29 protein-coding genes are annotated in these 25250 nt (G+C 70.1%); 4 read left to right on the forward strand and 25 right to left on the reverse strand.

What is annotated here, in order from left to right; all coding sequences use genetic code 11:
- Positions 1–68: 68 nt before the first annotated feature.
- From AC07AL_RS00995 to AC07AL_RS01095, 21 genes are all read right to left on the reverse strand, one after another.
- Complete coding sequence (locus tag AC07AL_RS00995; RefSeq protein ID WP_478316297.1) at positions 69–461, reverse strand: hypothetical protein; 393 nt, start codon at positions 459–461, stop codon at positions 69–71.
- Between the two features lie 95 nt (positions 462–556).
- Positions 557–1459: a helix-turn-helix domain-containing protein gene (locus AC07AL_RS01000; RefSeq protein WP_478316299.1), complete on the reverse strand. Its 903-nt coding sequence runs from the start codon at positions 1457–1459 to the stop codon at positions 557–559.
- Between the two features lie 48 nt (positions 1460–1507).
- Positions 1508–2647 (reverse strand): PD-(D/E)XK nuclease family protein, encoded by a 1140-nt coding sequence (locus AC07AL_RS01005; RefSeq protein WP_478316301.1) that lies wholly within the window; start codon positions 2645–2647, stop codon positions 1508–1510.
- A gap of 302 nt (positions 2648–2949) precedes the next feature.
- Complete coding sequence (locus tag AC07AL_RS01010) at positions 2950–4044, reverse strand: AAA family ATPase (RefSeq protein ID WP_478316303.1); 1095 nt, start codon at positions 4042–4044, stop codon at positions 2950–2952.
- Between the two features lie 29 nt (positions 4045–4073).
- Entirely contained in the window at positions 4074–4373 is a 300-nt protein-coding gene (locus AC07AL_RS01015; RefSeq protein WP_478316305.1) for a hypothetical protein, read from the reverse strand.
- 280 nt (positions 4374–4653) lie between these two features.
- On the reverse strand, positions 4654–5244 hold the full coding sequence (locus AC07AL_RS01020) for a hypothetical protein (RefSeq protein ID WP_478316307.1): 591 nt from the start codon (positions 5242–5244) through the stop codon (positions 4654–4656).
- A gap of 253 nt (positions 5245–5497) precedes the next feature.
- On the reverse strand, positions 5498–5788 hold the full coding sequence (locus tag AC07AL_RS01025; RefSeq protein WP_478316309.1) for a hypothetical protein: 291 nt from the start codon (positions 5786–5788) through the stop codon (positions 5498–5500).
- Positions 5779–6633 carry a peptidoglycan-binding protein gene (locus tag AC07AL_RS01030; protein ID WP_478316311.1) on the reverse strand — a complete coding sequence of 285 codons (855 nt, stop codon included), beginning with the start codon at positions 6631–6633 and terminating at the stop codon, positions 5779–5781. The genes AC07AL_RS01025 and AC07AL_RS01030 overlap by 10 nt, the downstream gene beginning before the upstream one ends.
- Before the next feature lie 54 nt (positions 6634–6687).
- Positions 6688–7047 carry a hypothetical protein gene (locus tag AC07AL_RS01035; RefSeq protein ID WP_478316312.1) on the reverse strand — a complete coding sequence of 120 codons (360 nt, stop codon included), beginning with the start codon at positions 7045–7047 and terminating at the stop codon, positions 6688–6690.
- Positions 7048–7318: 271 nt separating this feature from the next.
- Positions 7319–9331 carry a hypothetical protein gene (locus tag AC07AL_RS01040; protein WP_478316314.1) on the reverse strand — a complete coding sequence of 671 codons (2013 nt, stop codon included), beginning with the start codon at positions 9329–9331 and terminating at the stop codon, positions 7319–7321.
- Positions 9332–9333: 2 nt separating this feature from the next.
- Positions 9334–10428 carry a hypothetical protein gene (locus AC07AL_RS01045; RefSeq protein WP_478316316.1) on the reverse strand — a complete coding sequence of 365 codons (1095 nt, stop codon included), beginning with the start codon at positions 10426–10428 and terminating at the stop codon, positions 9334–9336.
- Positions 10428–11354, reverse strand: a complete 927-nt coding sequence (locus AC07AL_RS01050) for a hypothetical protein (protein ID WP_478316318.1) — start codon at positions 11352–11354, stop codon at positions 10428–10430. The genes AC07AL_RS01045 and AC07AL_RS01050 overlap by 1 nt, the downstream gene beginning before the upstream one ends.
- Before the next feature lie 12 nt (positions 11355–11366).
- On the reverse strand, positions 11367–12278 hold the full coding sequence (locus tag AC07AL_RS01055) for a hypothetical protein (protein ID WP_478316319.1): 912 nt from the start codon (positions 12276–12278) through the stop codon (positions 11367–11369).
- Positions 12275–16459, reverse strand: a complete 4185-nt coding sequence (locus AC07AL_RS01060; RefSeq protein ID WP_478316320.1) for a phage tail tape measure protein — start codon at positions 16457–16459, stop codon at positions 12275–12277. The genes AC07AL_RS01055 and AC07AL_RS01060 overlap by 4 nt, the downstream gene beginning before the upstream one ends.
- Before the next feature lie 10 nt (positions 16460–16469).
- Positions 16470–16769 carry a hypothetical protein gene (locus tag AC07AL_RS01065; protein ID WP_478316322.1) on the reverse strand — a complete coding sequence of 100 codons (300 nt, stop codon included), beginning with the start codon at positions 16767–16769 and terminating at the stop codon, positions 16470–16472.
- A gap of 26 nt (positions 16770–16795) precedes the next feature.
- Entirely contained in the window at positions 16796–17404 is a 609-nt protein-coding gene (locus AC07AL_RS01070) for a hypothetical protein (RefSeq protein ID WP_478316323.1), read from the reverse strand.
- A gap of 11 nt (positions 17405–17415) precedes the next feature.
- On the reverse strand, positions 17416–17910 hold the full coding sequence (locus AC07AL_RS01075) for a phage tail tube protein (RefSeq protein WP_478316325.1): 495 nt from the start codon (positions 17908–17910) through the stop codon (positions 17416–17418).
- Positions 17911–18093: 183 nt separating this feature from the next.
- On the reverse strand, positions 18094–18531 hold the full coding sequence (locus AC07AL_RS01080; protein ID WP_478316327.1) for a hypothetical protein: 438 nt from the start codon (positions 18529–18531) through the stop codon (positions 18094–18096).
- A complete protein-coding gene (locus tag AC07AL_RS01085; RefSeq protein WP_478316329.1) occupies positions 18532–18798 on the reverse strand; it encodes a hypothetical protein in 267 nt (88 codons plus the stop codon). It lies immediately after the preceding gene.
- The gene (locus tag AC07AL_RS01090) at positions 18795–19199 is read right to left on the reverse strand and encodes a hypothetical protein (RefSeq protein ID WP_478316331.1); all 405 of its coding nucleotides are present in this window, start codon (positions 19197–19199) and stop codon (positions 18795–18797) included. Before AC07AL_RS01090 ends, AC07AL_RS01085 begins: the two co-directional genes overlap by 4 nt.
- Positions 19199–19606 carry a hypothetical protein gene (locus AC07AL_RS01095; RefSeq protein ID WP_478316333.1) on the reverse strand — a complete coding sequence of 136 codons (408 nt, stop codon included), beginning with the start codon at positions 19604–19606 and terminating at the stop codon, positions 19199–19201. Before AC07AL_RS01095 ends, AC07AL_RS01090 begins: the two co-directional genes overlap by 1 nt.
- Positions 19607–19774: 168 nt before the next feature.
- On the opposite strand from AC07AL_RS01095, the gene AC07AL_RS01100 reads away from it, so the two are divergent.
- From AC07AL_RS01100 to AC07AL_RS01110, 3 genes are all read left to right on the forward strand, one after another.
- A complete protein-coding gene (locus AC07AL_RS01100) occupies positions 19775–20152 on the forward strand; it encodes a hypothetical protein (protein WP_478316335.1) in 378 nt (125 codons plus the stop codon).
- Positions 20153–20855: 703 nt separating this feature from the next.
- Positions 20856–22001, forward strand: a complete 1146-nt coding sequence (locus AC07AL_RS01105) for a NucA/NucB deoxyribonuclease domain-containing protein (RefSeq protein WP_478316337.1) — start codon at positions 20856–20858, stop codon at positions 21999–22001.
- Positions 22002–22127: 126 nt separating this feature from the next.
- Positions 22128–22832: a hypothetical protein gene (locus AC07AL_RS01110; RefSeq protein ID WP_478316339.1), complete on the forward strand. Its 705-nt coding sequence runs from the start codon at positions 22128–22130 to the stop codon at positions 22830–22832.
- A 45-nt stretch (positions 22833–22877) separates the two neighbouring features.
- Here AC07AL_RS01110 and AC07AL_RS01115 read toward each other — a convergent pair whose 3' ends face one another.
- Positions 22878–23300 (reverse strand): DUF6093 family protein, encoded by a 423-nt coding sequence (locus AC07AL_RS01115; protein WP_478316340.1) that lies wholly within the window; start codon positions 23298–23300, stop codon positions 22878–22880.
- Positions 23297–23746: a DUF6093 family protein gene (locus AC07AL_RS01120; RefSeq protein ID WP_478316342.1), complete on the reverse strand. Its 450-nt coding sequence runs from the start codon at positions 23744–23746 to the stop codon at positions 23297–23299. Before AC07AL_RS01120 ends, AC07AL_RS01115 begins: the two co-directional genes overlap by 4 nt.
- Positions 23747–23822: 76 nt before the next feature.
- Here AC07AL_RS01120 and AC07AL_RS01125 point away from each other — a divergent pair, with 76 nt between their 5' ends.
- On the forward strand, positions 23823–24104 hold the full coding sequence (locus AC07AL_RS01125; RefSeq protein WP_478316344.1) for a hypothetical protein: 282 nt from the start codon (positions 23823–23825) through the stop codon (positions 24102–24104).
- Here the strand turns inward: AC07AL_RS01125 and AC07AL_RS01130 are convergent.
- Together AC07AL_RS01130 and AC07AL_RS01135 are read right to left on the reverse strand one after the other, a co-directional pair.
- Positions 24077–24544 (reverse strand): hypothetical protein, encoded by a 468-nt coding sequence (locus AC07AL_RS01130; protein WP_478316346.1) that lies wholly within the window; start codon positions 24542–24544, stop codon positions 24077–24079. The two genes, AC07AL_RS01125 and AC07AL_RS01130, sit on opposite strands and share 28 nt — an antisense overlap.
- 233 nt (positions 24545–24777) lie before the next feature.
- Positions 24778–25137 (reverse strand): hypothetical protein, encoded by a 360-nt coding sequence (locus AC07AL_RS01135; RefSeq protein WP_478316348.1) that lies wholly within the window; start codon positions 25135–25137, stop codon positions 24778–24780.
- Positions 25138–25250: the final 113 nt, after the last annotated feature.

Genomic DNA, 25250 nt, shown 5'->3' on the forward strand with positions numbered 1-25250 from the left:
CTCTTGAATGAGTCCCCATACAAGTTTGGGGCGGCCGGGGGTTGCGACCCCCGGCCACCGAGGGGGGGTTAGGCCGCCTGCTCGGCGATGTGCCGGCTGGCCCAGGCGGTGAGCTTGTCGGCCATCGCGTGGAGCTTGGCAGCTTGGGCGCGGGCGTCTCCGATGTCGAACTGGTTGGGTTCGGCGGGGAATTCGTAGCGGCGGTGGCCGAGGGAGTCGAGGAACTGGTCGACGCGCTCGGAGAGTTCCGCCGCGGGTTCGTCGGCGGCGTCCCGGTCGGGCGCGGCCTTGACGTGCTGGGCAAGGTCGGCGATCTGGTCGAGGTCGTGGTCGATGCCCTCGCTGTCGGCACGCTCGGTGGCAATGTCACGGATGAGCGGGTCGAGGATGCTGGAGTAGTCGAGGGCGCAGGTCCATCGCCCCTGGTCGTCCTTGGTGTTGATGAGCGCGGGCAGCAGCATCGACGTTCCCTTCGTTCCCGTGGGGCCTCCCCCCACGTCATGATTAGATTCTATACTCATTTCTCTTCGGGGCACAACTCCCGACACCCAGTTACCTATTCGTTATCTCTGGTGTGGAGGCGAGCCGCCCGAGCGGCCTCGTACGCCTCCCGGCGCGCGGCCTGCGCCGCCTCCGCGTTGGCCTCTGCCTGCCGCCGCTGCTCCTGCGCGTCCCGCCGGAACTCGTCCATCCACTCCTGGTCCCTCTGATGCTGAGCGACCTTGCGGTGCTCCTCCTCCGACTGCCGCTGCGCCCTGGCACTGGTGCCGCACGCCCGGCAGTTCTTCGCGACCTTCCGGTGCCGCGAGCACGGCCGCGCCTTCGGCTCCTCCGGGTCCGCTGTCTCCCCCGCGGCGCCAGCCGTGGGGGGTAGGGGGGTAGGAAGGACGTAGGAAGGAACAGGAAAGGAAGGGGTTCCCCCAGGGCAACCTGCTGGGTTCCCTTGGGGCGACGTGCTGGGTTTCCCCAGAGCAACCTTCGGGCCCGGTGATGGTGGGTTTCCCTCGGGCGACCCACGGCGCTCGGCCGCCAGAAGCTCCCGCTCCTCAATGTCCCGGTACGTGCGCGCGGGAGCCGCCGGCGCAGCGCGCGGGGTGCGGGGCCGCGCCAAGCGGGGGTTTCGCGGCGCGGTGACCGCCGCCCGCTGCCGCTCGCGCAGTTCATCCCTGTCCGGGGTGGTCGGAACGCCGGACGGGAACACCCGATAGAGGGCCGCACGGCCCGGCCTGCCGACCTCCACGCGCTCGACCAAGCCCTTCTCCACGAGGTGGGTGATCAGGGTGATCGTGCGCTTCTCCGACACGCAGGTCCAGGCCGTCATGCGGCGCAGGCCGGGACTGGACAGGCGGCTCTCGTCGTCCGCACTGTCGCAGATCTTCATCAGCGCCAGCTTCTCGGCGGGGTTACTGATGACCTCCGGCGGCAGGTACGCGGCGGCGACCATGAGTTGTATCGACATGCGGGGCTTCCCCTCGGCGGCACGGTGCGGGTCGGTGCTGCACCGCGCTCACTCGCGGGCCGCCTTGACCTCGATCCGCCGCGTGGCCCTCTTGACGACCCTGCGCGTCGGCACCGCGATGCCGGCGGTCACGAGGGCCCTCACCATGCGCTCCGCGTCCGGGACCGTCGGGATCGGCGCGTCCAGGAAGTCGAACAGCTCAATCATGCCCTTGAGGTCGGGCTCCTCCGTCTCCTTGTCCTCACCCCGCCACGCCAGGTCGTTGCGCCCGTACGTGCCTGCGGCGACGCCGTCGACGGCCTTGCGCACGAACTTCTTGATCCGGTCGGCCTCCGCCCAGTCCTTGTGGGCGTCGGCGTAGTCCGCGAGGTGCACGGCCACGTCCTGGCGGTCGTGCACCACGTTGGCCTGCACCGGCCGCCCGGCCTTCGGCTCGCCCCAGCACTCGGTGACGAACGGGCAGAAGTCGCACTGGGCGTCGATACCGGGGCCGTAGAACGTGCGGGGCGCCTGCTCGGGGTGCTCGGTCTCGGTGATCCGCTCCAGCCACCACACCGCCTCTTCGGCGATCTCCGGGTCGTAGGGGAACTCCTGGACGAATTCCTCGCCGTTGTCCCGGCAGATGAACCGCATCCGAATCCGCTGAATGTCGATCGGGCCGAGTCGGGCCAGAACCCGCTGCCCGTCGACATCGGCGAAGCCGCCGGTACGCAGCAGCCGCACGTAGGTCATGACCTGACGCAGCTCACCGGCGGTGGCGCCGTAGCGCATGACCTCGTCCCAGCGGTAGATCGTGCGGGTCTTGATGTCCTCCACGGTGTTCACGTCGGCGGGCACCCGGGGGCGCAGACGTCGTGGCAGCTGCCGGGCGGTGGCCCGGTCGAGCTGGACGACGTCGATGCTGCCCCGGATCACCGAGGCGGCGACCCGCTTCTCGACGAGCCAGCCGAACTCGCGGCGGGCGGCGGTGGTCAGGCCCTCGTGGATGTAGGTGCCGAGCATCGCGGCCGGGCTGACGACGCGATCCGTCGGCTCCCAGCCGTGGTGGATGTACGCGGCACGGCGCTCGCACACGAGGTCGGACGCGCCGAGCTGGCGCTGCGCCGACCGTGGCCGGGCCTGGTCGACGGCGTCGGCGGCGACCCAGATGGATGGCGACTCCGGCAGGTCGAGAACGGAGGTGGACATGGGTGTACTGCTCCAAGAGGTCGTGAAAAACGGGGCGCGGCAGAGGCGGGCCGCGCCCCGGGACGGTGAACGTGGGTGCCGGGCCGATCAGGTGCCGGGCGGGCAGTCGCAGGGCGGGACGCATTCGCAACCGGCGCAGCCGGGGCACCAGTCCTCGGGCGGCATGCCGCACTCGGTGCAGCAGTCGCAGCGGTCGCGGCAGGCCGAGCCGTTGCAACGTGGCTCTACGGCAGGTGAGTTGGCGTTCATTTCGGATTCCTTCCGGTCGGGCCGCCCGGTCTTCGGACGGCCCGGCCGGGGCGCTAGGCGACAGCCGCCGACTCGGCGAGGACTTCGGCGTCGGCGTCAGCCTGCTGCACCTCGGCGGCGGCCCTCAGCCGGGCAGCGTCGCTCTCCTGGGCATCGTCGATAGTCGCCCGCGGCGCAGCCAGTTCCCGCACCCGAGCCTGGATGGCCAGGCGCACCGTCTTCCACTCGGCTTCGGACAGCCCGGTCTCCGGGCCCGCGTCGAGTTCCTTCCACAGAGCCACACAGGCGTCCCGGTCGGCCGCCTCGGCGATGCGCCTCATCCACGGACCGGTGCGGTCTCCGGTCAGCTCGGGCATGTCGCGGGGCTGCGACTCGATCGAGCAACCGAGCATGTCGAAGATTAGCTTCTCGTAGGAGAAGTTGAGCAGCGGCATAGGCTTACCGCTCTCGACGCGGAAGCGCAGGGTACGGGCGCGGATCAGCTCGGTGGCCTTGTCGCGGCGCATCCGCAACCAGACGGTGCTGTCGAACCCGATATCCTTCTGCGCGCTGACCTTCCACTCCTTGACGGGGCGCCCTCGGACGACGAGTGGCTGCCCGTTGCCGTCGGTGGCGGAGATCTCCTTGCCGCGACCGAGCATGATGGCGATGCCCGGCATGGTCTGGAGCATGTGGATAATCCGGTACCACCGCATGGTGGTGTCGTTCCACAGGTGGCGGCCGACATCGATGGTCGCATCAGGATTCTCAGCGAGCTTGGCGCGGTTGCTGTTGCTGCGCTTGGCCCGCTCGTAGGTCCAACTGGAGAGCATCTTCCACAGCGCCGAGCCGGAGTCTATGACGAACACGACGGGCGGCTCGCCGGCGGTCTTGGCTCGGTGGGCCTCCCACCACACCGCTTCGACCTGGTCAGCGATGGACTGGTAGGAGCCGTCGTGGACGATCACCTCGAACTTCGCGCCGGGGATGCCGGCGTACTCGTCGGCGGAGCCCTCCGCCAGATCCATCACGTACATCTGGCCGACGCGGTCACAGCCGCTGAACTCGATTGCACTGTAGGTCTTTCCGGCGCCCTCGTCGCCCTCGACGAGGATGAACGGCCAGGGCACGATGCCGGTTGGTTTACGGGAGTTGAGCTTGGGGGGCACGGGTGTTTCTCCAAGAGGTCATGTGGTGCTCAGTCCGTACGCAGGGCGCGGACCTCGAAGTAGTTCGCCCACTCCGGGTGCTGTTCGATGAGTAGACGGGCGTAGCGGCTGCGGAAGTCGTTGTTCAGCCGGAAGTCGTCGTCGCCGAGGGTGGCCCGGCCGTAGCTGTAGCGGACGATCTCGAAGAGCATCCCGAGGCTGACCTTGGCGAACTTCGCCTCGATGCACTCGGCGGTGAGTCGTTCCAGCTCGACGGCGACCCAGGGGTTCGCCGCGTGGAACTCCTCGAACCGCTCCTGGATCGATGCCGCCCGGGACAGCCGGGACACGGGCACGACGATGCGGCGAACAGCTTCCAGACCAGGCAGGTGGTCTTGAGTGACAGCGGGCACGGCGCCCCTCCCCTCTACTTGATGGGGATACTAAGCAAGAGTCCCCATACAAGTCGAATCTCCAGTCGGCCGCCCTTTCGGGATCGGACAACCGGGCGCCGCCTGCTACGCCAGTGCGCTACGGGGAACGCATCCTCATAAGCGATTCCTAACCCTGGCGGGCAAGCCCTTCGCTCGCCCTCATGAGTTACATTCTATACTCACTAGTGAGGGTGGGTCAACTCTCCTTCTTCTTCACGCCCCGCGTGAGGATCTTGGAGCCGGGCCCGTCGTACAGCCCGCGCCGCAGGCTCTCCACCACCGACTTGTCGAGCACGGGCGGCTTGACCCTGGCCACCCCCTGCATGGCCACGACGCCGGCCAGCGCGGAGTCCAACAGCCACAGCGGCGAACCGGACAGGTACCAGTCCGGCTCCGGGAACGTGCCGGCCTTGGTTGCCGCATCCATCCGGGCCGACCACTGGTTGCTGTCCTCGTTGACCATCGCGGCGGCCTCCTGCCTGCCGATGATCGGCGGCAGCTTGTCGCGGTGCACCGTCAGAGCCGACACCAGGCTGCGCCCCGGCGACTGCGCCGTCAGCAACTCCTCGACCACCGCCATGTTCGGCGCCTTCTCACGCGCGAACGTCTCCCCCAGGGTCACGGCGAACCCCAGCGGCCAGTAGGCCCGACCGCTGATGATCACCGCTTCGCTGTAGTCCAGCTGCCCGCGCTGAATCCACTGCGCCGTGTTGCGCGGCGGCCCGTCGTAGATCGCCGCGAGTTCCGTCGCGCCGACGATCACCGGCTTCGGCTCCGTACCACTCACTTTCGCCACTCCCTGCCAATCTGAAAAGTGAGTATTAAGTCTATGCCCAGGCCTGTGGAAAACTAGGTGCCGGGCCGGATGATAGAGTAGAAAATCCAAGAGGTCGGGCCCCCATTCCATACGGAACGGGGGCCCAACTTGTCTTCCCGGACGGCACTCTTCCCGCCTAGCTGCGGGCGCCACGCTGTCCCTGCCCGGTCGGTCCGACGATCACCGGGGGAGCCGGTGCACGGCAGCACGGGCAGGGCCTGCGTCACTGCGGCAGAGCAGCCTTCTCCACCGGGTAGGCAGGCGGCTTCGCGTAGCCGAGGAGCCAGCCCCACCGGGGCGACAGGCAGTGCTCGGCGAGCCGGAACACCGCGTAGTACGCGAAGGACACCACCGGCACCAGGATGCTGGCGAGGGCGCCGGAATCGAGGTCGAGGCCGTAGCGGGCGGCGACCGCGACGAGCCAGCCCACCAGGGCGGGCACGCCGGTGCGCAGCAGCGACAGGTACAGGTTCACGGGGCTCTTCTCGGGTGCGGGGGTGTTGGTCAGGACCACAGTCGGCTCCAGGTGGAGGGGCCGGGCAGGCCGTCCGCGTCGGAGCCGGCCCAGCCCTGGGCGCGCTGGAACGCGGCAACGTTCTGCCGGTCGGCCTCGCCCCAGGACCGGCCCGGCCCGACCTTGTAGGCGCCGCCGAAGCCCTTGCGGACCAGCTGCTGGCCGAGCTGGAGGATCGAGTCGTTGACCCGGCCCGGTCCGAAGGCGTCCCGGCCCGGGAACGGCGGCGGTCCGGACGGCTGCGGGGTGGGCCGGTTGCCGAGGCGGGCGGCGACCCGGGCCCGGAACTCGTTCATGTCGATGCCGCGCGGGTCCGGCTTGCCCGGCTGCCATTCCTTGTGGCCGATGACGGATCGCTCGGACCAGCCGTGCGCCCGGCACACCGCGGCGGCGGCCCGCACCATGGCGTCGACCTGGCCGTCCGGCCAGCCCTCCGCCCCGGTACCGGTGTTGATGCACTCGAAGCCGTAGAAGCGGGTGTTGCCGTCGGTGTTGGCCTGGTCGGGCGACGGCAGGGCCCGCTCGGCGATCACGGCCTGGAGGACGTCGCCGTCTCCGGCGCCGGCGTGGTTGGTCCTGCCGTAGCCGACGAGGTGCACGCCGCCGTCGCGGTCGATGACGCCGTGGCACAGCGGGCCGGGCAGCCCGGCGTAGCCGTCGCGGCAGATCTGCACGGAGTTGTCGGTGCCGGAGGTGGCGGTGTGGTGGATCACGATGCCGTTGACCGGCCCCCACGCGCCCTTGTGGTTGCGGTTGTGGTTGCGCCAGTCGCCGACTTCGGTGACGGAAAGGCCCTCACCTCGAAGGGAGTTGAGGAAGCCGTCGGCGCTCAGTGGTGTTGCCAATGTGGTTCGCGTTTCTCCCCCGCGCACCAGGTGATGTTGCTCGGCGCCAGTTGCCTACGCGTGCCCGCCCTTGGAGAGGAGCCACAGTTGCAGCGCGGCCACGACCAGCGGCGCGATGAACGCGCCGACCAGCCACCGCCGGGCGGCGACTGCCGCCGTCTCGGCGGCCTCCCGGGCCCGCCCCTCTGCCGCAAGGTCCCGCTCGATGACGACGAGACGCTGGTCGATGAGCCGCTGATCGGACGAGTAGACGTCCTTGGTCACGGCCTGCTCGATCCGCCCGGCCAGGACCTGGAGGTCAGCCCGCAGGGTTTCTCGCAGTCCGGCGATGCCGTCGCGCTGGTCCTCCCGGAGTTGGAGCAGGGCACGCTGGAGCTCCCCCAGGGTGGGTTCTGCGGTCGGCGGGACGCTCACTACAACTCCGTACAGGCGTTCCCCGCGCCAGAAACCATCGTACGGCCTGCCCGGCAGCGGGCGGAATCACCGGGTGGCCGCACGGCAGCGGGCCACACAGCAGGTCGAGGCCCACGTCGAGCCTGCGGCCCGGGTCGTGGAGCAGGCAGCCTGCCCGCGCCGTCGTCGTCGGATCGTGAACCGGCGGCGTCCCGGCGGGCGCCGGGCCTAGCCGACGGTGGGCCCGACACCCGAGTCGGTGTCGGGCCCACCGGCCTCAGCGCAGCTGTCGTCAGTCGACACAGGACCACTGCACCCCGCTGAACGAGACCCAGCCCCCGTACGACCCCGTCGTGTTCCACACCTCCACGTTCCCGTTCGGCTGGAGAAAGAGCGTCGCCGTCGGCGGGCTCGCCGCGGCCACGGTGAACACCTCACCTTCCTTGGGCCTAAGCGCCGGGTCGTCGACGACGGCCACGACCCCGCCCCCGAATTTGGCCGGGACGGCGGCGATCCCACGCAACGCCACCATCCCGTCGGGCATCCGCTTCACGCCGACCGAGCGCCACCCTGCCAGCGAAGTGCAGCCGTTCTGGAAGCTCGGCGCCACCCACGATGCGCCCTCGAACCGGACCACGCCGGTGGTGACCACGACGTCTCCGCCCTGCACCCGGATGCCGGTGCTGCTCTGCACCAACACCCCTCCGGCCAGCGCCTTGACAGTCAGCCCGGTCTTGTCGAGGTAGGTAGCGGCGACCTGGTCAACGAGCTGCACAATGTGCTGGGAGCAACTGAGCAACTGGATAGCCGACTTGGCGTTGTCCTGGCGCCGCGCCGTGGCCAGGACCATCGCCTCGGCGGACCCTGAGGTCGTTCCGGCGACGGTCGCGACCGAGGCACCGCCGGACTGCCACGCACCGACCGCTTCCAGCGTCGCCCGGCCCTGGGCGGCATATCCGGCATCCGGCCCGCCAGCGGACAGGACCAAGCGGCTGGTGTGCGCCCCGTCGGGCGTCACCTGCGGACTCGACAGGGTAGTGCTCGGCGCGCTTCCGTCGGCCGTGTCTTGGACGTAGGCGGTCAGCCTGGCCGGCGCCCTCTCGGCAGAGGCTCCCGAGTACAGAAGCGTGGAAGGCGCGGAGATGCCGTTCACGGGATCGGTCGGAGCCAGCATGACTCGCCGCCCGGTCTGGCTGGTCTGGATGGTGCCGCCGGTGACGGTTCCGCCAGTGATCGTGACGCCCTTGATCGTGCGTCCATCGATGGCGTCCGCAGACAGGGACGCGGCGGTGACCGAGCCAGCGGCGAGCTTGTCGGCGGTGATCGAGTTCGCGGCGAGCTTGTCGGCGGTGATCGACATGGCCTTGATCTCGCGGGCGGTGACGGTATCTGCGGCGATCTTGCCCGCTGCCACCGCGTCGGCGGCGAGCTTGGACGTGGTGATCGCGTTGCTGGACACCTTCGACGCCGTGACGGAGCTGGCTGCGAGCTGGCCGGTAGTGACGGCTCCGGCGGCCAGGCTGGATGTGGTCACGGCGCCGGCCGCGAGTTCGCCGGTGGTGATCGCTCCGGCGGCGATCTCGCGGGCGGTGATGGCGTCGGCGGCGATCGTGCCGTTGGTGACGGCGTCCTGGGCGATCTTCCCGGCGACGACGGCGGCCTGGCCGAGCTTGGTGGCGGTCACGGCGGCATCGGCGAGGGCCTTGTCGCTGATCGAGCCGGTGGCGATCTTCGCTGCGGTGACCGCGTCGGCGGCGAGCTGGAGTTCACCGACGATGCCGGCCAGAACTTCCTGGGCGACGACCGGGGCGGGCCCGGCGGACGCGGCGACTGACGGCGCCGACGCCTTGCCGGAGGTGGTGCGCGCCACCAGAACGACCCACACCGGGGTACTGGTCGGGACGGTGACGACGCCGCCCTGCGGGGTGTCGATGGTGGTGACGAGGGTGGCAGGTGACGGGGCGGTGCCGGCCGTAGGTGCGGCGTGGACCTCGACACGGGCCAGGTCCAGGGGGCTGGGCGAGCCGTCGGCGAACCGGCCGTCCCAGGTGACGCGGACGCCACCGAGGGCCGGTGTCGCGGTCGGCGTGGCCGGGGTGGGCGGGACGGGACCGTTGACGGCGGTGATGCCGGTGGTGCCGTCGGGCTGCTGGCCGATGATGGCGCGCAGCTTGCCGCCGGAGGTGACGGTGAGCGCGCCATCGTCGATGCTGCTGTAGGCGAGCCGGGAGGACCGGCTCGCCTCGGTCACCGACGTCTCCAACGCCGATATCCGGCGTGCGAGTTCATCGATCGGGTTGGGCACGGTCAGGCTCCGGTGGTGTAGGCGCGGGTGAGGCGCAGGGTGGCGGTCTCGGGGTTGTCGCCTTCCGCTGGGCGTAGCTGCCAGCCGGTGATGCGGCACCAGCCGTCGAAGTCGCCCCACTCGTCGTGGACGCTCACCTGGACGTCGTCGCCCACGGACCAGGAGCCCATGGGCGCGGCCGGGTGGTCGATGACAGTGATCTCGTCGACCGTGGCCGGCTGCTGGCGCCGGGCGCGTTCGGCGCGGGCGAGTTGAGCGAGGAGGCCTTGGTCGGTGACGGACGGCCGGTCGAGGACGTGTTCCATGCGCAGGCGTCCGTCGCGGACGGCGTCGGTGGCGCGGATCCGGGCAGAGCCTTCGCCTGCACCCAGCGCGACGACGACCTGAGCGAACTCGTCGGCGTCGGTGGTCACCTGTGGGGTACGGGCGATGTTGACGCCGCTCGCGAAGTGCAGGTCGTCGCGGCGAGTGCCCAGGCGCGGCCAGGCGACGGTGACGCGCCGGTCCGGGCGCTCACCGTCCCAGGCGACGGTCTCCGTCCACTCGGGGCCCCGGTCGAGCGCGGTGCAGTCCCGGACGATGTTCGCCAAGGCCGGGGCTTCCCACTCCTTGGTGGTGTAGGGGTGTTCGGTGTCGCCCAGGCGTAGCGGCGAGCCGTCGGGCGGCAGCTCGACCCGTACGCCGAGGGAGCCGTCGGGCTGCTCCTGGCAGTACGACCACACGTCGGCGATCACCCGGCACGGGTCGACGCCCGGGTAGGGGCCGCGCCCGGCCAAGTTGCCGTGCAGGTCCCTCCGTTTGGTCAGGTAGGAGCTGAACCCGGCTGCCTCGATCGGTCTGCGGTCGCCCTCGGGCAGGGCGCGCCAGATCAGCCCTCCCCACATGAGCTGCTGGTCGCGCTCGGCCCACAGGCACACCGTGCCGGCGTCGCTCTGCCGGGGGCCGAGGTGCGCGAACTTCGGTTCGAGGGTGCCGCGCATGGAGCCGGACCCGGCCAGCTCGGGCCCGAAGCTCACGTCGGTCAGCGGCAGGTCCCAGGCCAGGACCTCGCCGGTGACGGCGTGTGTCGTGAAGTACCGGTAGGCGGGGCCGGGCATCAGTAGACGCCTTCGACGAAGTCGACCTCAACGTGCATGGTGGTGTTGCCGTTGACGTCGATGTCGCCCTCCTTGGCGTAGCGCGCGGCCTGCACCGTGAGCGTCTGGCTGGTGCCGCGCTGCTCCGGGCGCCACCAGTACTGGTCGACCATCTTGGAGCGGGTACGTCCCATGTAGGAGACGGCGTCGGCGTCGACGATGTCCACGTTGCCTGCGACGCCTGCGATCATCTGCCGAAACCCGATATTGACGCTGTCGGTGATGCGCAGGCCGTTCAGTTCCGTCACCACGTACGCGGACGTCGCCCACGCGGGCACGTCGATGCTGACCTGGGCCCCAGCGGAGGCCGGCCACTCCTGCCACACCTCGGTCTTGCCGCCGATAGCCGAGTACCCGAAGGAACCGATAACCCGGACCTGGTGCTCACTTCGCGGGTTGGCGACCTTCCGCAGGTCGGTAATCATCGCGTCCGTGACGGTCTGGCAGTTCGGCGGGATCGTGATGCGGGCGAGCGGGAGCGCGGTCATACCCGGCGGCGCGCTGGCCGTCGCCGAGACGCCGGGTATGACATGGAAATAGCCGATGTCCTCCTTCACCGGGTCGCGCGTCCCTTCGAAGTCGGGGTCCTCAACCCGCTGGACCAGCAGGTCGGTTCGGCCGGTGCCGCCGGTGGGCGCGATCGGAACCAGGTGGTCGCCCACGTTGTACTGGGTGTAAGAGCCCTGGCCGAACGCCGCGCCGAGCACGATCGCGGAGCCTGCGCCGACCCGCACCCCCGGGCCGGGGGTGGCGGTCTGGCGAACCTTGAGGTCGCCGCCCTCGGTCACCCCTTGGGAGCCTCGGGACAGATCGCGGACCATCATGCGCAGGGCGCGGGCGGGGTGTACGGCGCCGGTGACCATCAGGGGCGGCTGGATGAGCGTCATCGTCAGGGGTCCTTACAGGGAGGAGTGGGCGTCTCGCCACGTCACGGACAGGCGGGCGGTGTTGGTGGCGTCCTGGGCGGTCCAGCGGACCTCGGTGCGGCCCGGCGGAATCTGGAAAGCGTCGAGGCGCGAGGCGCGGCGCAGTGCGCCGGCCGCTGAGCCCTGGCCGCCGTTGCGCAGTACCCAGCGGGTGCCGGGCCTGGTCTCGATGTCGATCCACTCGCCATCGCCGAGCGCGAGGTCGAAGTCGAGGACGGCGCCCGGGACGCCTTCGAGCCACACCTTGGGGTTGACGACCGGCCCGGTGATGCGCAGGGTCGGCCAGGCGGGCCGGTTGCCGGCGTTGGGTGCCCAGCCGGGCCGGGCGGCCGGGTTGGCGGTGCCGGTCGTCATCGGGGCCCGCAGCGGCGCTTCGAAGCCGTCCTTGCGCTGGGGGTCGACGTCCAACGCGAGGAGCACTCCGGACGGGGTGTCGGCGTACCAGGCCGGGTCGAGGCCGCTGAAGATGATCTCGACGGGGATCCACCCGAACGCGGCGGTGGCGAGGCTCACGGCGCGGGCGGTGAGGACGCGCCCGTACATGCGGCGGGTCGGCCGCCCGGGGCGCCGTACCCGCAGGACGTCCGTTGCTCCGGGGGTGCGGCGGACCTCGGTGTCGGCGGTGGCGACGAGGGCGGCGAGCCGGTCGAGCGCGGCGGCCGGATCCCCTGGGGTGCGGATGCCCGCCCGGATGCGCAGGGTCTGCGGGCCCAGCTGGTCCCGGCCCGGGTAGGCCCCGTCTTCACCGGGGATCTCCCGTGCGCCCTGTTTCTTGTCGGGGGTGCCGATGCCGTCGACGTCTTCGACCGGGATGTCCGTGCCGTGGCCGATGAGGACACCGGCCACGTCGAACTGCCAGTCGGCGATGAGCTGGTCGGTGGTCACAGCTGGCCCCCGCGCTTGAGGTGGCGAAGGCGGCTCATCACCGCGTCGGCGACGTCTTCGCCGGTCACGTTGGTGCCGGTGACGGTGATCGGCATCGAGCCGACCAGCGGCGCCGGGGCGCCCTCTCGGACGACGACGGTCGTGCCGCCGCGGGCGGGGACGAGTTTCGCCGCGACGGGCCGGGCGGCGGCCGCGGTGCGGGTGGCGGTGACGATGCCGCCGTTGGCGAGGTGCAGCTTGCCTGTGTCACCGCCGTACGTCACGGTGCCGCCGAACCTCCTGGCGGTCTCCTCCAGGATCGTCTTGGAGCGGGCGCGTTTGGCCGGTGCCAGGGGGATGTAGCTCTCCCCCAGAGTCTCCGGCTCGCCGAAGACCCGCCAGGTGCCAGCGGGGACGATCTCCGCGATGTGGTTCTCCGGGCCGCGTGGTGCCCGAAGTCCCCCGCGGATGCCGCCGTTGGCGTAGAACTCGACGATGCCGCCGTTCGCCTTGACTGCCGCGAACGGGGAGTCCCAGGCGCCGCCGTTGAAGTTCGCCGCGCCCTTGGGGGACAGCACGACTGGGATGTCGATCCGGGACGGGGCGTTGACGTCGACGTTGATGGTCTTCGATCCGGGGATGGACTTCACGGACGCGCCGATGGCGTTGAGCTGCGCCTGCACGGCGGCCATGTCGCCGCTGAGCAGCGCGGAGGTGAGGGCCTGCGCAGCGGCGGCGCCCTTGGTCTGGGAGACCTGCGCGATGAGCGTGAGCATCGACGACCACTCCGAGTTCGCGGCGCCGCCTGCGTTTTTGAACGCGCCGATGACCGCCGACAGGTCTGGTGCGTCGATCGGCTGCTTGCTGCCCCAGATCGTCTTGAGGATGTCCATCGCCGCGTTGATATCGCCGGCGAGCAACGCCTGCGAGAACGCCTTCGCCGAGTCGAGGCCCTTCGCACCGGCAACCTGGGTCACGAGGTCAAGGCCGGTGGACAGTTCGGTCTTGGACGCCTCGGCTCCGGCCCGTGCCGCGTTGGTCATATCGGTCACGGCCATCTGCTGCATGATCTTCCCGAACGCCGCGATGTCGTCGGTCTCGGCGGCTGCCGCCCAGGCGCGGGCCGTGTCCTGGCCGTACTTCTGCGCGATCATCGGGACCTGCTCCAAGCCCGCTCTGTAGGCGTTGGTGGAGCGGGCGGTGCCCTCGGTGACGATCGACTCCAGCTCGTCGGCGACCTTCGTCTGGCCGCTCTTCAACTGGCCGACCAGTTCGGCAAGCATGCCCGAGCTGGACACGCCCAACTTCGAGAAGTGGTCGGCCAAGTCCAAGCGCCCTTGGACGGCGAGTTCGGACAGGTTCGACTGGAAGTCCTTCTGGGTCTGGAGCTGGCGGCGCATCTCCCCCATGTAGTCATCCAGGCCCGCCTTGGTGACCCTGGTCAGGTCGGCCAGCTGCTCCGCTGCGCCGGACTTTCCCGCACGCAGGTTCTGCACGAGTTCGTGGGCCATGCCCGCGCTCGCGTCGCCGAGCTGCGCGAAGTGCTGGGCGAGCGGCCCGTAGCCGCGCGTGCTCAGCTCCTCCAGGTCCTGCTGGAAGCCCTTCTGGGCCTGGGCCTGCTCACTGAGGGCCTTGATGTAGCCGGACACCGACGTCTTGGCGAGGTCGAGCTGCACCGCCCCGGCGCGGCTGGACGCGGCGACGCGGTCCTGCGCCGCCTTGAACGCGTCCGCCGGCTCGACGATGGAGGCCATGACCTTGGCCATGTTCTTCATCTCGTCGGTCCACCGAGGCGTGCCGTTCTTGTCGGTCGGCAGCGACATCGACGGCGACCACACGTCCAAGTTCGCCTGCACCGAGGCCTTCATCTTGGCGGTGACGAGGTCCATCGCGGTGGCCTGCTCTGCGTCCTTCTTGACCGCGTCGGACCAGGATTGCCGCCGGTCGTCGAGGATCTTCTTCGCCTTGTCGAAGCTGGCGTCGTACCCGCCGGCGTTGGGGTCCCAGCTTTTCGCCTTGGCCATGTCGATCTTGTCGTTGAGCTGGGCGAGCTTGTCGCCGCCGCTCATGAGGCCGTCGATGACCTCGGTCATCTCCAGTCCGGCGGCCTTCAGCTTCTTCATGTCGTCGCTGCTGGCGAGGGACTGGGCGAGGGCGCGCATGCCCGCGCCGACGTCTTGCTGCTCGCGTTCGGCGCGCAGGGCCTGGGTGAGGTCGTCGGTGACGGCCTTGGCCTTCTGCTTCGACGAGGAGTACGCCGCGTAGCCGAGGACGCCGAGGGCGAGCACGCCGGTGAGGCCGGTGACGGCCAGGCTGGTGCCGCGCAGGATCGCGGGCAGCGCGGAGCCGCCCGCCTGGGCCTCGGCGACGGCCGTGCGGAACGCCGTTAGCTGGGTGGACAGTTGGGCGACGCCGGCGCGGGTGACCAGGGCGACGGCACCGAGCGCGACCAGGACGCCGATCGTCTCCTTCACCCCGGGCGGCATGGAGTTGAAGGCGCTCGTCACGATCGACGCATCCTGGGCGAGTTCTTGGAGGACGGGCAGGAGGACGCGGGCGATGTCCATGCCCAGTGCGGAGGCCTTGTTTTTGAACAGGTCCCACTGGCCTGCGGTGGTGTCCATCTGGATCGCGTAGGCGCGCTGGGTGGCGTCCGCGCGGTTGATCGCGATGGCGATGCCCTCGTAGGTGTCCGCGTAGTTCTTGCCGTCTGCCGCCCCCAAAGCCAAAGCCGCCCTGACAGCCCTGATGTCCTTGAACAGGTTGACGGTTGCCTCGGCCTGGCCGCCGGTCGCCGCGTTGACCTTGTTCATGACGGTGTACAGGCCGTCCTGCTCGATGGCACTGGCGGCGGACTCGTAGCCGAGGTCCTTGAAGAGCGCGCCCAGTTCCTTCGTGGGCTTCATGAGCCTGGTCATCAGCATGTTGAGGCTGGTCGCGGATTCGGCCGCGGGGATGCCCGCCAGGGTGATCGCCGCGAGGGCGGCGGACACGTCTTCGAAGGAGACGCCTGCGGCGGCGGCCATCGGGACGACGTCGCCGAGCTGCATGCTCAGCTCTTCGAACGAAATGACACCCTTGTTGACGGTTTGGAACATAATGTCCATAACGTCCGCCGCCTTGGACGCGGGCATGCCGTAGGCCTTGAGCACACCCAACAGCCCGGTCGCCGACGTCTCCGTGGTGGTCAGACCCGCCGAGGCGCCCATCGCCGCCACCCGCAAAATGCCCATGGCCTCGGCGCCATCGAAGCCCGTCGACACGATCTGATACAGGCCCTGCGCCAACTGGCTTGCCGTCTGCGGGAGTTCCGTCGACATTCGGACGATCTCGTCCGTGAACGCGCGGACGTTCCGGCTGTCGATCTGCTCGGAGATGGTCAGGACATTGGCCATCTCCCGCTCAAGGCGGATCGCACCGATAGCACCGGCGGCGAGAACCGCGCCGAGCGCGAGGCTGCCGGTGACCCACCCGGATATTCGGGACGCCGTGGCAGCCTGCGACGCGGCGGCGGCCTCGGTCTGCGCGCGGCTGACCTCGGCGGCGGCGGTCGCGGCACGCCGGGCGGCCTGCTCCTCGGTGGCGGCCAGCGCGGTACGGGCCTGCGCGGCGGCGGCCCCGGCCTGCGCCGCGGTGGCACTGGTCCGCTCGGCGAGCCCGGCCGCACGGGCGGCGGCTTCCTGCGCGGCAGCGGCCCGGGCGGCCTGCACCACCTGGGCCTCGGCCGCGCGGGCAGCCGAGACGGTAGCGGCCTCGGCGGTGCTCTGCGCGGCGACGGCACCCGCACCGGTGGCGGCCTGGGCGCGGGCGGCCATCGTCTGGGCGACCTCCTGGGCGCGGGTCGCCCGAGTCGTCGCCTCGACCGCGGCCGCGTGCTCGGCCTCCGCGCGGGCAGCGGCCTGCGACGCCACCACCTGGGCGCGGCCAGCTCGTTCGGCAGCGGCCGTGGCGGCCTGCTGCGCCACGGTGGAGCGTTCCGTGGCCTCACGGACCACGGTCTGGGAGGCTGCGGCCTGCTCGGCGGCGACAACCTGGGCTCGGCCCAGGCGGGCGGCGGCCGCCTCAACCCGTTCCAGCTCGCCGCGCGTGGCGGCGAGCTGCCCGTCGAACTGCCGCAACTGGGCTGCGCCACCGCGCAGCCCAGCTTGCAGCTGCGGGAAGGACGCCTGCAGTTGGACGTAGAGGGTGTAGGCGCCCGCCACGGGGCTGCTCCTAACTGGGCTGGATCAGCCCGATGCGCACCCCGCGCCCCTCGGCCCCCTCGGGGACCTGCTCTTGCTCCATCTCAATCAGCTCGCAGCCCAGGCAGCGACTGGTCTGCGCCACGTAGGCGTGCCGGTCTCCGCCCTGCTGCTCGTCCCACTCAGCGGGCCGCGTGCCGCACCCCTCGCACACGGCCGCTCGCCACGCGGCCCACGCCAGCGCCTTCGCCCGGTCCAGCGCGCTCCACCGGCCGTCCCCCGCGCCCATCAGCTGCGAGTGCGGGATCCGGTAGGCCTCGCACAGCTCCATCTCGCTGCGGAACTGCGGTTCGGCCTCTAGCCTTTTCCCAGGTCAACGCGCAGGGTCTGGTTAACGGCCAGCGCCCCGGTGAACAGCAGCTTCGCGTCGCTGTCGGACCACTCGTCCAGCAGGACCTGAGCGTCCTCCACGGTCATGCCGTCGACCTCGGCGCCGGTCTCGTCCCGCTCGACGTGGGACGCAGAGATCAGCGCGGCCGGGAACGTCTCGATGTTGTACTCCATGCCCTGGTCGGCCTGCTCCTCCGTCGGCGCGTGCGCCTTGAGCAGCGCCTCCCACGCCGGCCTCGGCAGGGCCCGGAACGTGATCCCCACCGTCGCGTCGGCCAGGGCCCGTTCGGCCGTGGCGAGCACCGAGCGGGCGATGACGACCTGAGGGTGCGCCTCCGTGAAGGCGTCCACCTCGGCGTCGTTGATGCCCTGCCCGGCGCCGGCAGTGCGGGCGGCCGCGCGGGCCTGCGCCAGCCGCATCTGCGCCTCGGTGACGGCGAGCTTGGCGTTAGCGTCGTCGCAGATGGAAACGGTCCGCTCCGGCAGCGAACGGGACCGGAGCCGGGCCATCTTGGCCCGCCAGTGCGCGTCCCGGGCCACAGCGTGCACCGGCGGCTCAACCATCATGGTCGTCATCGCCCGCCCCCTCAGACCGCGGTAGCGGCCGGAACCGGCGCGTCCAGGGTCGGCAGGTCGCTGATGCTGAAGCTGACCTTGAACTTCGCCGGCTCCGCACCCGTGCTATACGACGGCGCGCGGGAACCCACGCGCACCGGGAAGATGTCCATCGACTTGGACTGCGGGACGTCGCCCTTGCGGAGGATACAGACGTAGCCGGTCACGTCCTTGGCCAGCAGCGTCTCGACGGTGTCGCTGGTCATGTCCTCATAGAACGTCAGCGAGCTGTTCGCCGCCTTGTCCTCGCCGGGGATGCTCGTCGCGAACTTCGCACCCAGGTCCGGCGTTTCGATCGGGCTGTTCTCGAGACTCCAGCCTTCGATGTCAGAGATCTGCCGGGACAGGTCGGTGCCGGCGGTCAGCTCCTGCCGGGTCGGGACGTTCGTCGCGGCCGCGACCGCCTTGAGGAACAGAACCTTGGTGACGCCGCGGCGCATGTACCGCTGCTGCTGCGTGGATGCCACGCTGGACTCGCATTTCCGGGGACACGATCACCCGGGATGCGGTGCGCCGCCGGAGACCCGTCCCCTCGTCGCACCACCCCAGTGCAGGGCGGCGGAAGGGAGTCGGCCCGTACCGGTGGTCGGGCGTCCGTGCGGGGGTCTCCACGGTGAGATGCGGCCGCCGCAGGTGGGCGGCGGGCGGGTTCAGCTGTCAGGTGTGGTCACGTGCAGGATGATCCGCGTGATGTAACTGTATACGCCGTTGGCGACGGACTGGCCGTCCTCCTTGTCGATCTCCCGGCCGACAACGGTGTGCCCGGCCGGGAGGATCGGCGTCGCGAAGCCGCCCTTCGGAGAGCTGCCGAGGATCGCCGCGCGGACCTTGTCGGCCATCCACTCCGCCTGCTCCCCGGTCGTCGCGACGCTGGTGACCTGGTACAGCAAGCGGCCGTCGCCGGCCTGGTCGCCGAACGGCGGCCCGCTGCTGGTGCCGCCCAGCGGGTACAGCACGCTGTAGGGGATCGTGGTCCCGGCGGGCTTGTCCGCCGCGACCGGCGGCGCCCCGTACCCGCAGCTGCGGCCCGTCGCCGCAGCTATGGCGTCCCGCAGCGCCGTCGACACGACCCGTCCCTGAACCGGCATCTACTCGTCCTCCTCGTCGTCTTCGTTCCCGCCGCCGATCTGGCACGCGGTGATCTGCCCGGCTAGGTCCAGGTCGGCGTAGCGCAGCATCCCGGCCCGGTCCCACACCGGCATGTCCGTCGGCGACGTTTCCAGGAACAGGCCCAGCTCCCCCGTCTCCTCCTCAACAACCTCCAGGACGAGTACCGCGCGGGAAAGCAGCCCGGTGCCGTGCGCGCGCAGCACTCCGGCCACGACCTGGTGGATGTCGTCGGTGAGCTGACTCATCCCGCCACCACCGCTTCGGCAACACGGCCCATCGCCAGCAGGAACAGCGGCTCGACGCGCTGCACCGCGGGGGCGACGTGCGGAAGCGGCGCCTGGTGGTACACCCGGCCGAGGCTGTCCGCGCCGGTGAAGCCGTACTCCAGGCGTGCGGCCTGCGGGCGGCTGGTGCCCACGGTCGCTTCCACACCGGTGGCGGTGGCGTGGACTTCCGTGGTCCACGACCGCCGGTACTCGCCGCTCTGAACACCGGGCCCAGGACGGCCCGATGCGCCGGCGCGGATCGCGGTCTCCAGGATCATCGCGTGGTGCCGCACCACCGCCGTGGCCGCCGGCACCGCGACGGCGGCCCTCGACTCCAGCTGCGCGGCCAGGACCCCGGCGTTGCTGGTCACCTGCGCCATCAGCCGTCCACCGCCCCGGACTCGCCGGGCTGCCGCACTCCGAGCGCCCACTCGCCCAGCTGGGTGAGCAGCGCCCGCGTGAATTCGTGCGCGCCGCCGTCGAGGAGGTCGTGCCGGGCCAGGACCGCGCGCTCGGTCTCGGCCGGGTCGAGGGCGGCCAGGAACGCGGCGGCGGCCGGGCCCGGGTCCGGGTCCTCGCCGACCACGACGCGGGCGGCGCCCTCCCACTCCGGGTTGGCGGTCGGGCGCAGCAGCAGCTGGAGTTCGGGGAGCTGCCCGGCGGTGTGCCGCAGCTCGTACGAGCGGACCTGGTCGGCGAGGTCCTGGCCGTCGATCTCCAGACGCGCGGTCGGGCCGGTCGCCTGGATACGGACATGCCGCTGCTCAGGGGGATTGGTGGGGGTCATGGTCACGAGCCTAGGAGACTCGACGGACACGGCGGCCGCTCCCGACCGTGGCCCGGCAAGCACGCCCAGGCGCCGACCGCTTCGCACTCCAGCGCCACTTCACCCAACGCATCGCTCGCCGCTGACTGTTGGGCACCGCGCCCGTGGCACAGGCCGTAGTCTCGCGGCATGCACAGGACCTTTGAGGACCCTCCCACGCTGGCTCACGAGGCGGCGGCAGAAGCTCTGGAGAGGGCTCTGAGCGGACGCTCTACAGGTGACGACGCGGCTTATGCCCTGGCCGGAATCGCTCTGCACGGAGACGACCGCGACTTCGTCGAGCACTGGTGCGTGCAGACCGGCACACGGGCCGCACCGGGCAGTCCCCTGCTGGGGCTGGCCGTCCTGTGCCTGAGCCACATCGCCCGCCGCTTCGGCCGCCTCAGCGACGAAGCCCTCGACCTGGCGCGCTCCCTGGCGCAGCGGGCCGCCGCCGACCCGGCAGACGTGGACGGACGGGCCCTCGACGGCTACGACGACATCCGGACCTTCCTGCACCTCTGGTGACGGAGAGGACGGTCACGCCTGCCGAACTAGCGTCTGACAGGCGTGACCGCCTTCGCGACCGCTCGCCCGCCACCCTGGCCCGCTCTCCGAAGGCGAGGCGCCGACTACGGGGCTACGACCTCGTCGAGGCGGGTGATCCGTGCGACTTCCACCGTGCCGGCCTCGCCCGGGTCGAGGGCCTGTCAGGGCCGACGGCCACCAGGCCGCCGCGTTGCACGAGCGGCACGGACAGCGGGGTGACGAGCCCATATCAGAAAGGCGTTGCCCTACAGCCAGCGGTCGCTGGCAAGGTGCTCGACAGCGGCGAGGCCGTGGGCAGAGAGCACCGCTCCACTGCCCTCCCAGACCTTGGTCGTCGATGTGGACCCCACCGGCCCGGTTTCAACGTCCAGCGGCGGCGTGCCGGTCAGCCGACTAGGCCCAGAATGATCGGGATCCTCAGCACGGATTCCTTCAAGTGCCGCTTTTTAGAATAATTTTGACGGTTTTTTAGACACCCTGGGCATGCGTCTACCCCGACCGTCTCACCGTCTGCTTACGGTCGTTCCCGAGAGCGGCGGCCCCGGGTACGCATAGGGCGCCCGGCTTGAGCGCCGCTCGTGGGGGTGGACCTTTGCTACTACGTCGAGCAATCACGATCACCGCACTCGTGGCCCTGTACGCAGCCGGAGCCGGCAGCGCAACTGCCCAGCAGGATACGGAGGTGAACCACGCCGCCGTGGTCTTGAAGCCGGTGCGCAATGGGGACCAGGCAGCACCAGGGCCAGGTCAGACGCCTGCCGTAGCAGCGTCTCCCACGACCTGCGCGCATCCCGCCGAGGGACAGACCACGGCTTGCTTCACCGTGACCAGTCCAAACGGCTTGGCAACAACCGCCCTGGCGGCGACCCCGTCTCTAGCAGCAGGAAACCCTGCCCCCCAGTGGTGCATCGACAACGCGTTCAAGGGGCGCCTCGGCCTTCGCACCGAGGTGTGTGAGATCACCGGCGGAATCTACAACACCTACAGGAACACCAACGGCACGATCACGGTGACCGGGGAGGCCAAGCTCAACATCATCAACTACCAGTTCTCCGATACCGGACTCGAATACTGGGGACACCAGATTGAGGTCGGGGCGTACTCCGGCTGGGGCGACGCCCTCAAGGGCACAATCGAGGGAACGATGACTCCCACCGGATCCTGCACCGTCAAAAAGTCAAGCTTCCCGGCGCAGGACATCTCGCCGCTTGCGACCTGGCGCCTTGGCGAGGCGTTCCTGTCGACCACTGCCGTTGCGCCCGGCGCCGTCGGCTCCTGCAAGACAACGTGGCAGCTCAGTATGCAGGCCCCCGGGTATGCGCCGATCCAGGCCACCTTCAGTTACGAAGACATTCGGTGCGATAACGCAACCGCGGGGAACCCCAAGATCGGGTGCGTCGTCCCGTGGTACGCGTCTCCCGTGACCTACAGCCGTTCCGCAACCCCGTCACTGGTCAGCCATGTCGAGCGTGCCCAGGCGTCCGGCCTGCCCGGCGCCACGTTCGAAGCGCCCCTGACCCGCACAACCAACGACGCGTTGGTCAATGCCAACAGGGCGCAGGCATGCGGCGACGCACCCAGCATCACGGGATACAGCTGCGACGAGTACCCGCTCGCCTCGACCTACCAGGGCCTGACCGCAGGAGGGACCCGCAGGACATTCGACGGCTGCAACTTCAACCTGCCGAACCAGACAGGACCCGCCGGAGTCAGCGTCTGCATGATCCCCGAAGGTGAGAACAACTCCCAAGGTGGAACGATGTCGCAGTTCTACCGCTGGCAGCGTGTCTTCGACGGCGACCCCTACCGGGTCGTGATCGGGACCTGAGCGCCGATTCACGGGCGGTCTGCGGCACAACTCGGTCATGCCGCAGACCGCCCGCAGCACGGTTCGGCTCCCCTCACCCTCCAGAGTGCGTACCGTTGAGACAGCACCTCACGAAGGGAGTTGGGCATGTCAGCGAAGTGGGTCCATGTTCGGGCGATCGATCACTCGATCGGCGTGCTGGACAGCGGGCAGATACCCACGGAGTCGTCCGACTACTCGACCGGCCTGATCGTCCAAATGTCCGCTGGCGCGCGAATCTACACCGGGATCGACACCGGGCCCGTCCGCGTCCACGCTTCGGCCCTCGACGCGCGCCCTCCGGCGCCAACCGACATGGACGAATCCTGGTCGGAGATCGTCGAGGCCAGCGTCTTCTCTCCCTCGGGCAACCTCCGTGTGGAGTCCCTCGCCCACGGGCGGATCCCCGACCTGCCGAACCTCAGTTCCTCTGGAAGCGGCTGGTATCGGCTGCACGTGTGCGCCCGGGGCCGCGACACAGCTTTCGACCAGGTGAGCGAGGAGCCCGTCGAGGACTACCTCATCACGGTATGGCCCGAGGAGCCCTCGCAGGCCGTGACCGCACGGTCCCATGACCGATGCGGCCAAGGCCTGCGCGCCTCGGCGTCAGCCGCAAGAAACGTTCCAGTCAGGCCGACCGCCGAGAAGGCAGCATCAGTCGATGCAGAAAGGAACCGCCTTGCAGCTATCAGGCGCAAGCTCCTGGAAGCCGCTGGCCCCACGGATCCGTCTCCGGGCCCAGAGCCCGACTTGATGCCGACCACGCCTCAAGAGCCAGCCTCTCCTCCAGCGGGCTGGCAGCCCCGCCGCTAGGGGTGACGTCTTGAGGTGGGGGCGGCACCAGCCCTTACCTCCGTTTCAAGGGGCAACCACCTCGTCGAGGCGGGTGATCCGGGCGACCTCTACGGTGCTGGCCTCGCCCGGGTCGAGGGCCTGCCAGGTCCGGCCGACGGTGCCGGCGGTCGGTTCCTTCGCGGTGACGACGGTCACGAGGTCGCCGCGCTGCGGGAGCGGCGCGGACAGCGGGGTGACCAAGCCGTACCAGGAGGCGTTGTCCTCCAGCCAGCGTCCGCCGACCAGATGCTCCACGGCGGCGAGGCCGTGGGCGGAGAGGACCGCGCCGCTGCCCTCCCAGACCTTGGTCGTGGGTGTGGGCCCGACCAGTCCGGTTTCGACGTCCAGGACGGGGGTGCCGGTCGGCCTGCTGATTCGTACGGTGTCGACCATCACGGTGGTCTCCATGGTGTGGCGGACGGCGTCGAGATCGATAGGGGTACTCACGCGGCAGCACCTCCGGCCTTCTCGATGCGCATCCACGTCCTGCGGACCACCGCCAGACCGCCGGACTCCCCCGGGTCCAGCACCTTGAACGTGCGGCCGACAGCACCCGGGTCCGTGCTCTCCACGATCGTGACGGTGTTGCCCTCGGCGGCGACCGGCGCGTCCAACGGGCTGAACAGCAGGTAGCGGCCGTCGCCGTCATCCTTGTACGGCTGCCCCTCCAGGCGCAGCACGACCCCCGGACCGCCGGACGCCCGGTGCAGGCCTGGGCCCTCGTACTTCGCGACGTCGGGGCCCGGCACGTACTGGCCGGTGTTCGGGTCGAAGACCTGCGGGCCGGACTCGCTGATCCGGACCTTCTCGGTCAGGAGCAGCCGCTCGACGAGGGTGGTGACGCCGCCGGATTCGGGCGCGGCGGTGCCGGAGTCTGTGGTGGGGGTGGTCATGATCCGAGCCTAGGAACCGCTGCCGACACTCCCCCGCCACCCGGCGCGCACCGCTGCCGTCGCTAGCCTCTGCGCCATGAGCAGCAGTGATCACCTGGCGGTCACCGGCACGTGGCCAGCGTGCGGCCACGAAGCCCCGTCCAACTCCCACACCGAACCAGGTGTCGGCCGTTGTGTACGCCCGCGCGGCCATCTCGAACGCGCCGACGGCACCGGCCTCCTGCTCCACCACGACGGCGTCCACGAGTGGGAGCAGCAGCCCGACCAGCCGTGGTGGGTCGAACTCGGGCTCGGCAACAACGGCCGACTCCCGCCGCCGGGCGGGTTCGGTCAGGTGGACGCGCCGGGCCTTGGGTAACCCATCCGCTCGCAGGCGGCCGCTTCCTCATCGAGGTAAGCCAGGGCGCCCCCGTGCCCGTGGGCGTCCAGCAGCATGACCGCAGTGCAGACCGCGATCACGTGGATCTGGTCCACGAGCCCCAGGCCGTCCACTGCTTCGGCGAAGCCCGCTTCCTTCGCCGCGACCCGGCGCGCGGCGGCCGTCGTCGCGAACTCGGACTCCGGCGGCGCCAGGGCCGCCGTCTCGTCGAGGTCTCGCACGTTCATGGGCGGCTGCCCTAGATCGCCGAGGAGGTCGTCGTAGGACAAGGCCAGCAGAGCGAGTACGAGCTCCAGCCGTTCCGTGTCCAGGCCGTCGACGCACGGTGCGACCCGAGCTCGGTCCCTCGACACGTAGGCCCGCACCAGGTCGCTCCCACGCCACTTCGCGTCCACCACCCACTGACTTATCTCTGTCACACCTCCACCTCTACCGGACCTTCGGGAGTTGTGGAGGCATTTCAGGACTGGTTCGCCAGTTCGGGACGGCATCAGCACCTCGCACCTTCAAGCCGGCACGACGCCCGGCGGGGGGCCTCACCAACTCTCCGGGCGGTGCTGCCCGAGGCCCGTTTCGGACAGTTACCTATGGGGACAGTAAGCGGGCCCTCAGGGCGGTGACTCCCCATAGGTGGGGGCCCGGCAGGGGGTCGCTACTGGTACCAGTCAGGGGTTCCTTCGGGAGCCCGGTCGACGGGGTACTCGATGCGCCAGCGGTCCCGTACCTGGGTGACCTGCTCGCGAGTCGGGGCCAGGTATTCGTGCCAGCGGGCTTCGATGCCGTGCGGGTAGTCGAGGAGGTTATTCAGCACGCTGTGTACGGCGTCGTCCTCCACGTGAGTGGCGGTCGGCGGCGATGGCCAGGATGCTGCGACTGCGGCGATCTCGTCCCGGGTGAAGCCCATGAGGGTGTGGAACTCGCAGTCTTCGAAGAACGGCCCGTTCACGGCCGTGTCAAGGCACTCCTTGATGATCCGCAGCTCTTGTTCGGTCATCCGCTCGATCGTGTCCACGGCTGCAATGTTCTCATCGCTCGCCGTACCCAGACGCACACCACCCACCCGGCGGCTACGCGTCGAGCGGGATGGTGGCGATGGTGTCCCAGCAGATTCTCCAGCCCGAGATG

This window comes from Kitasatospora sp. NPDC043949 (genome assembly GCF_056435365.1).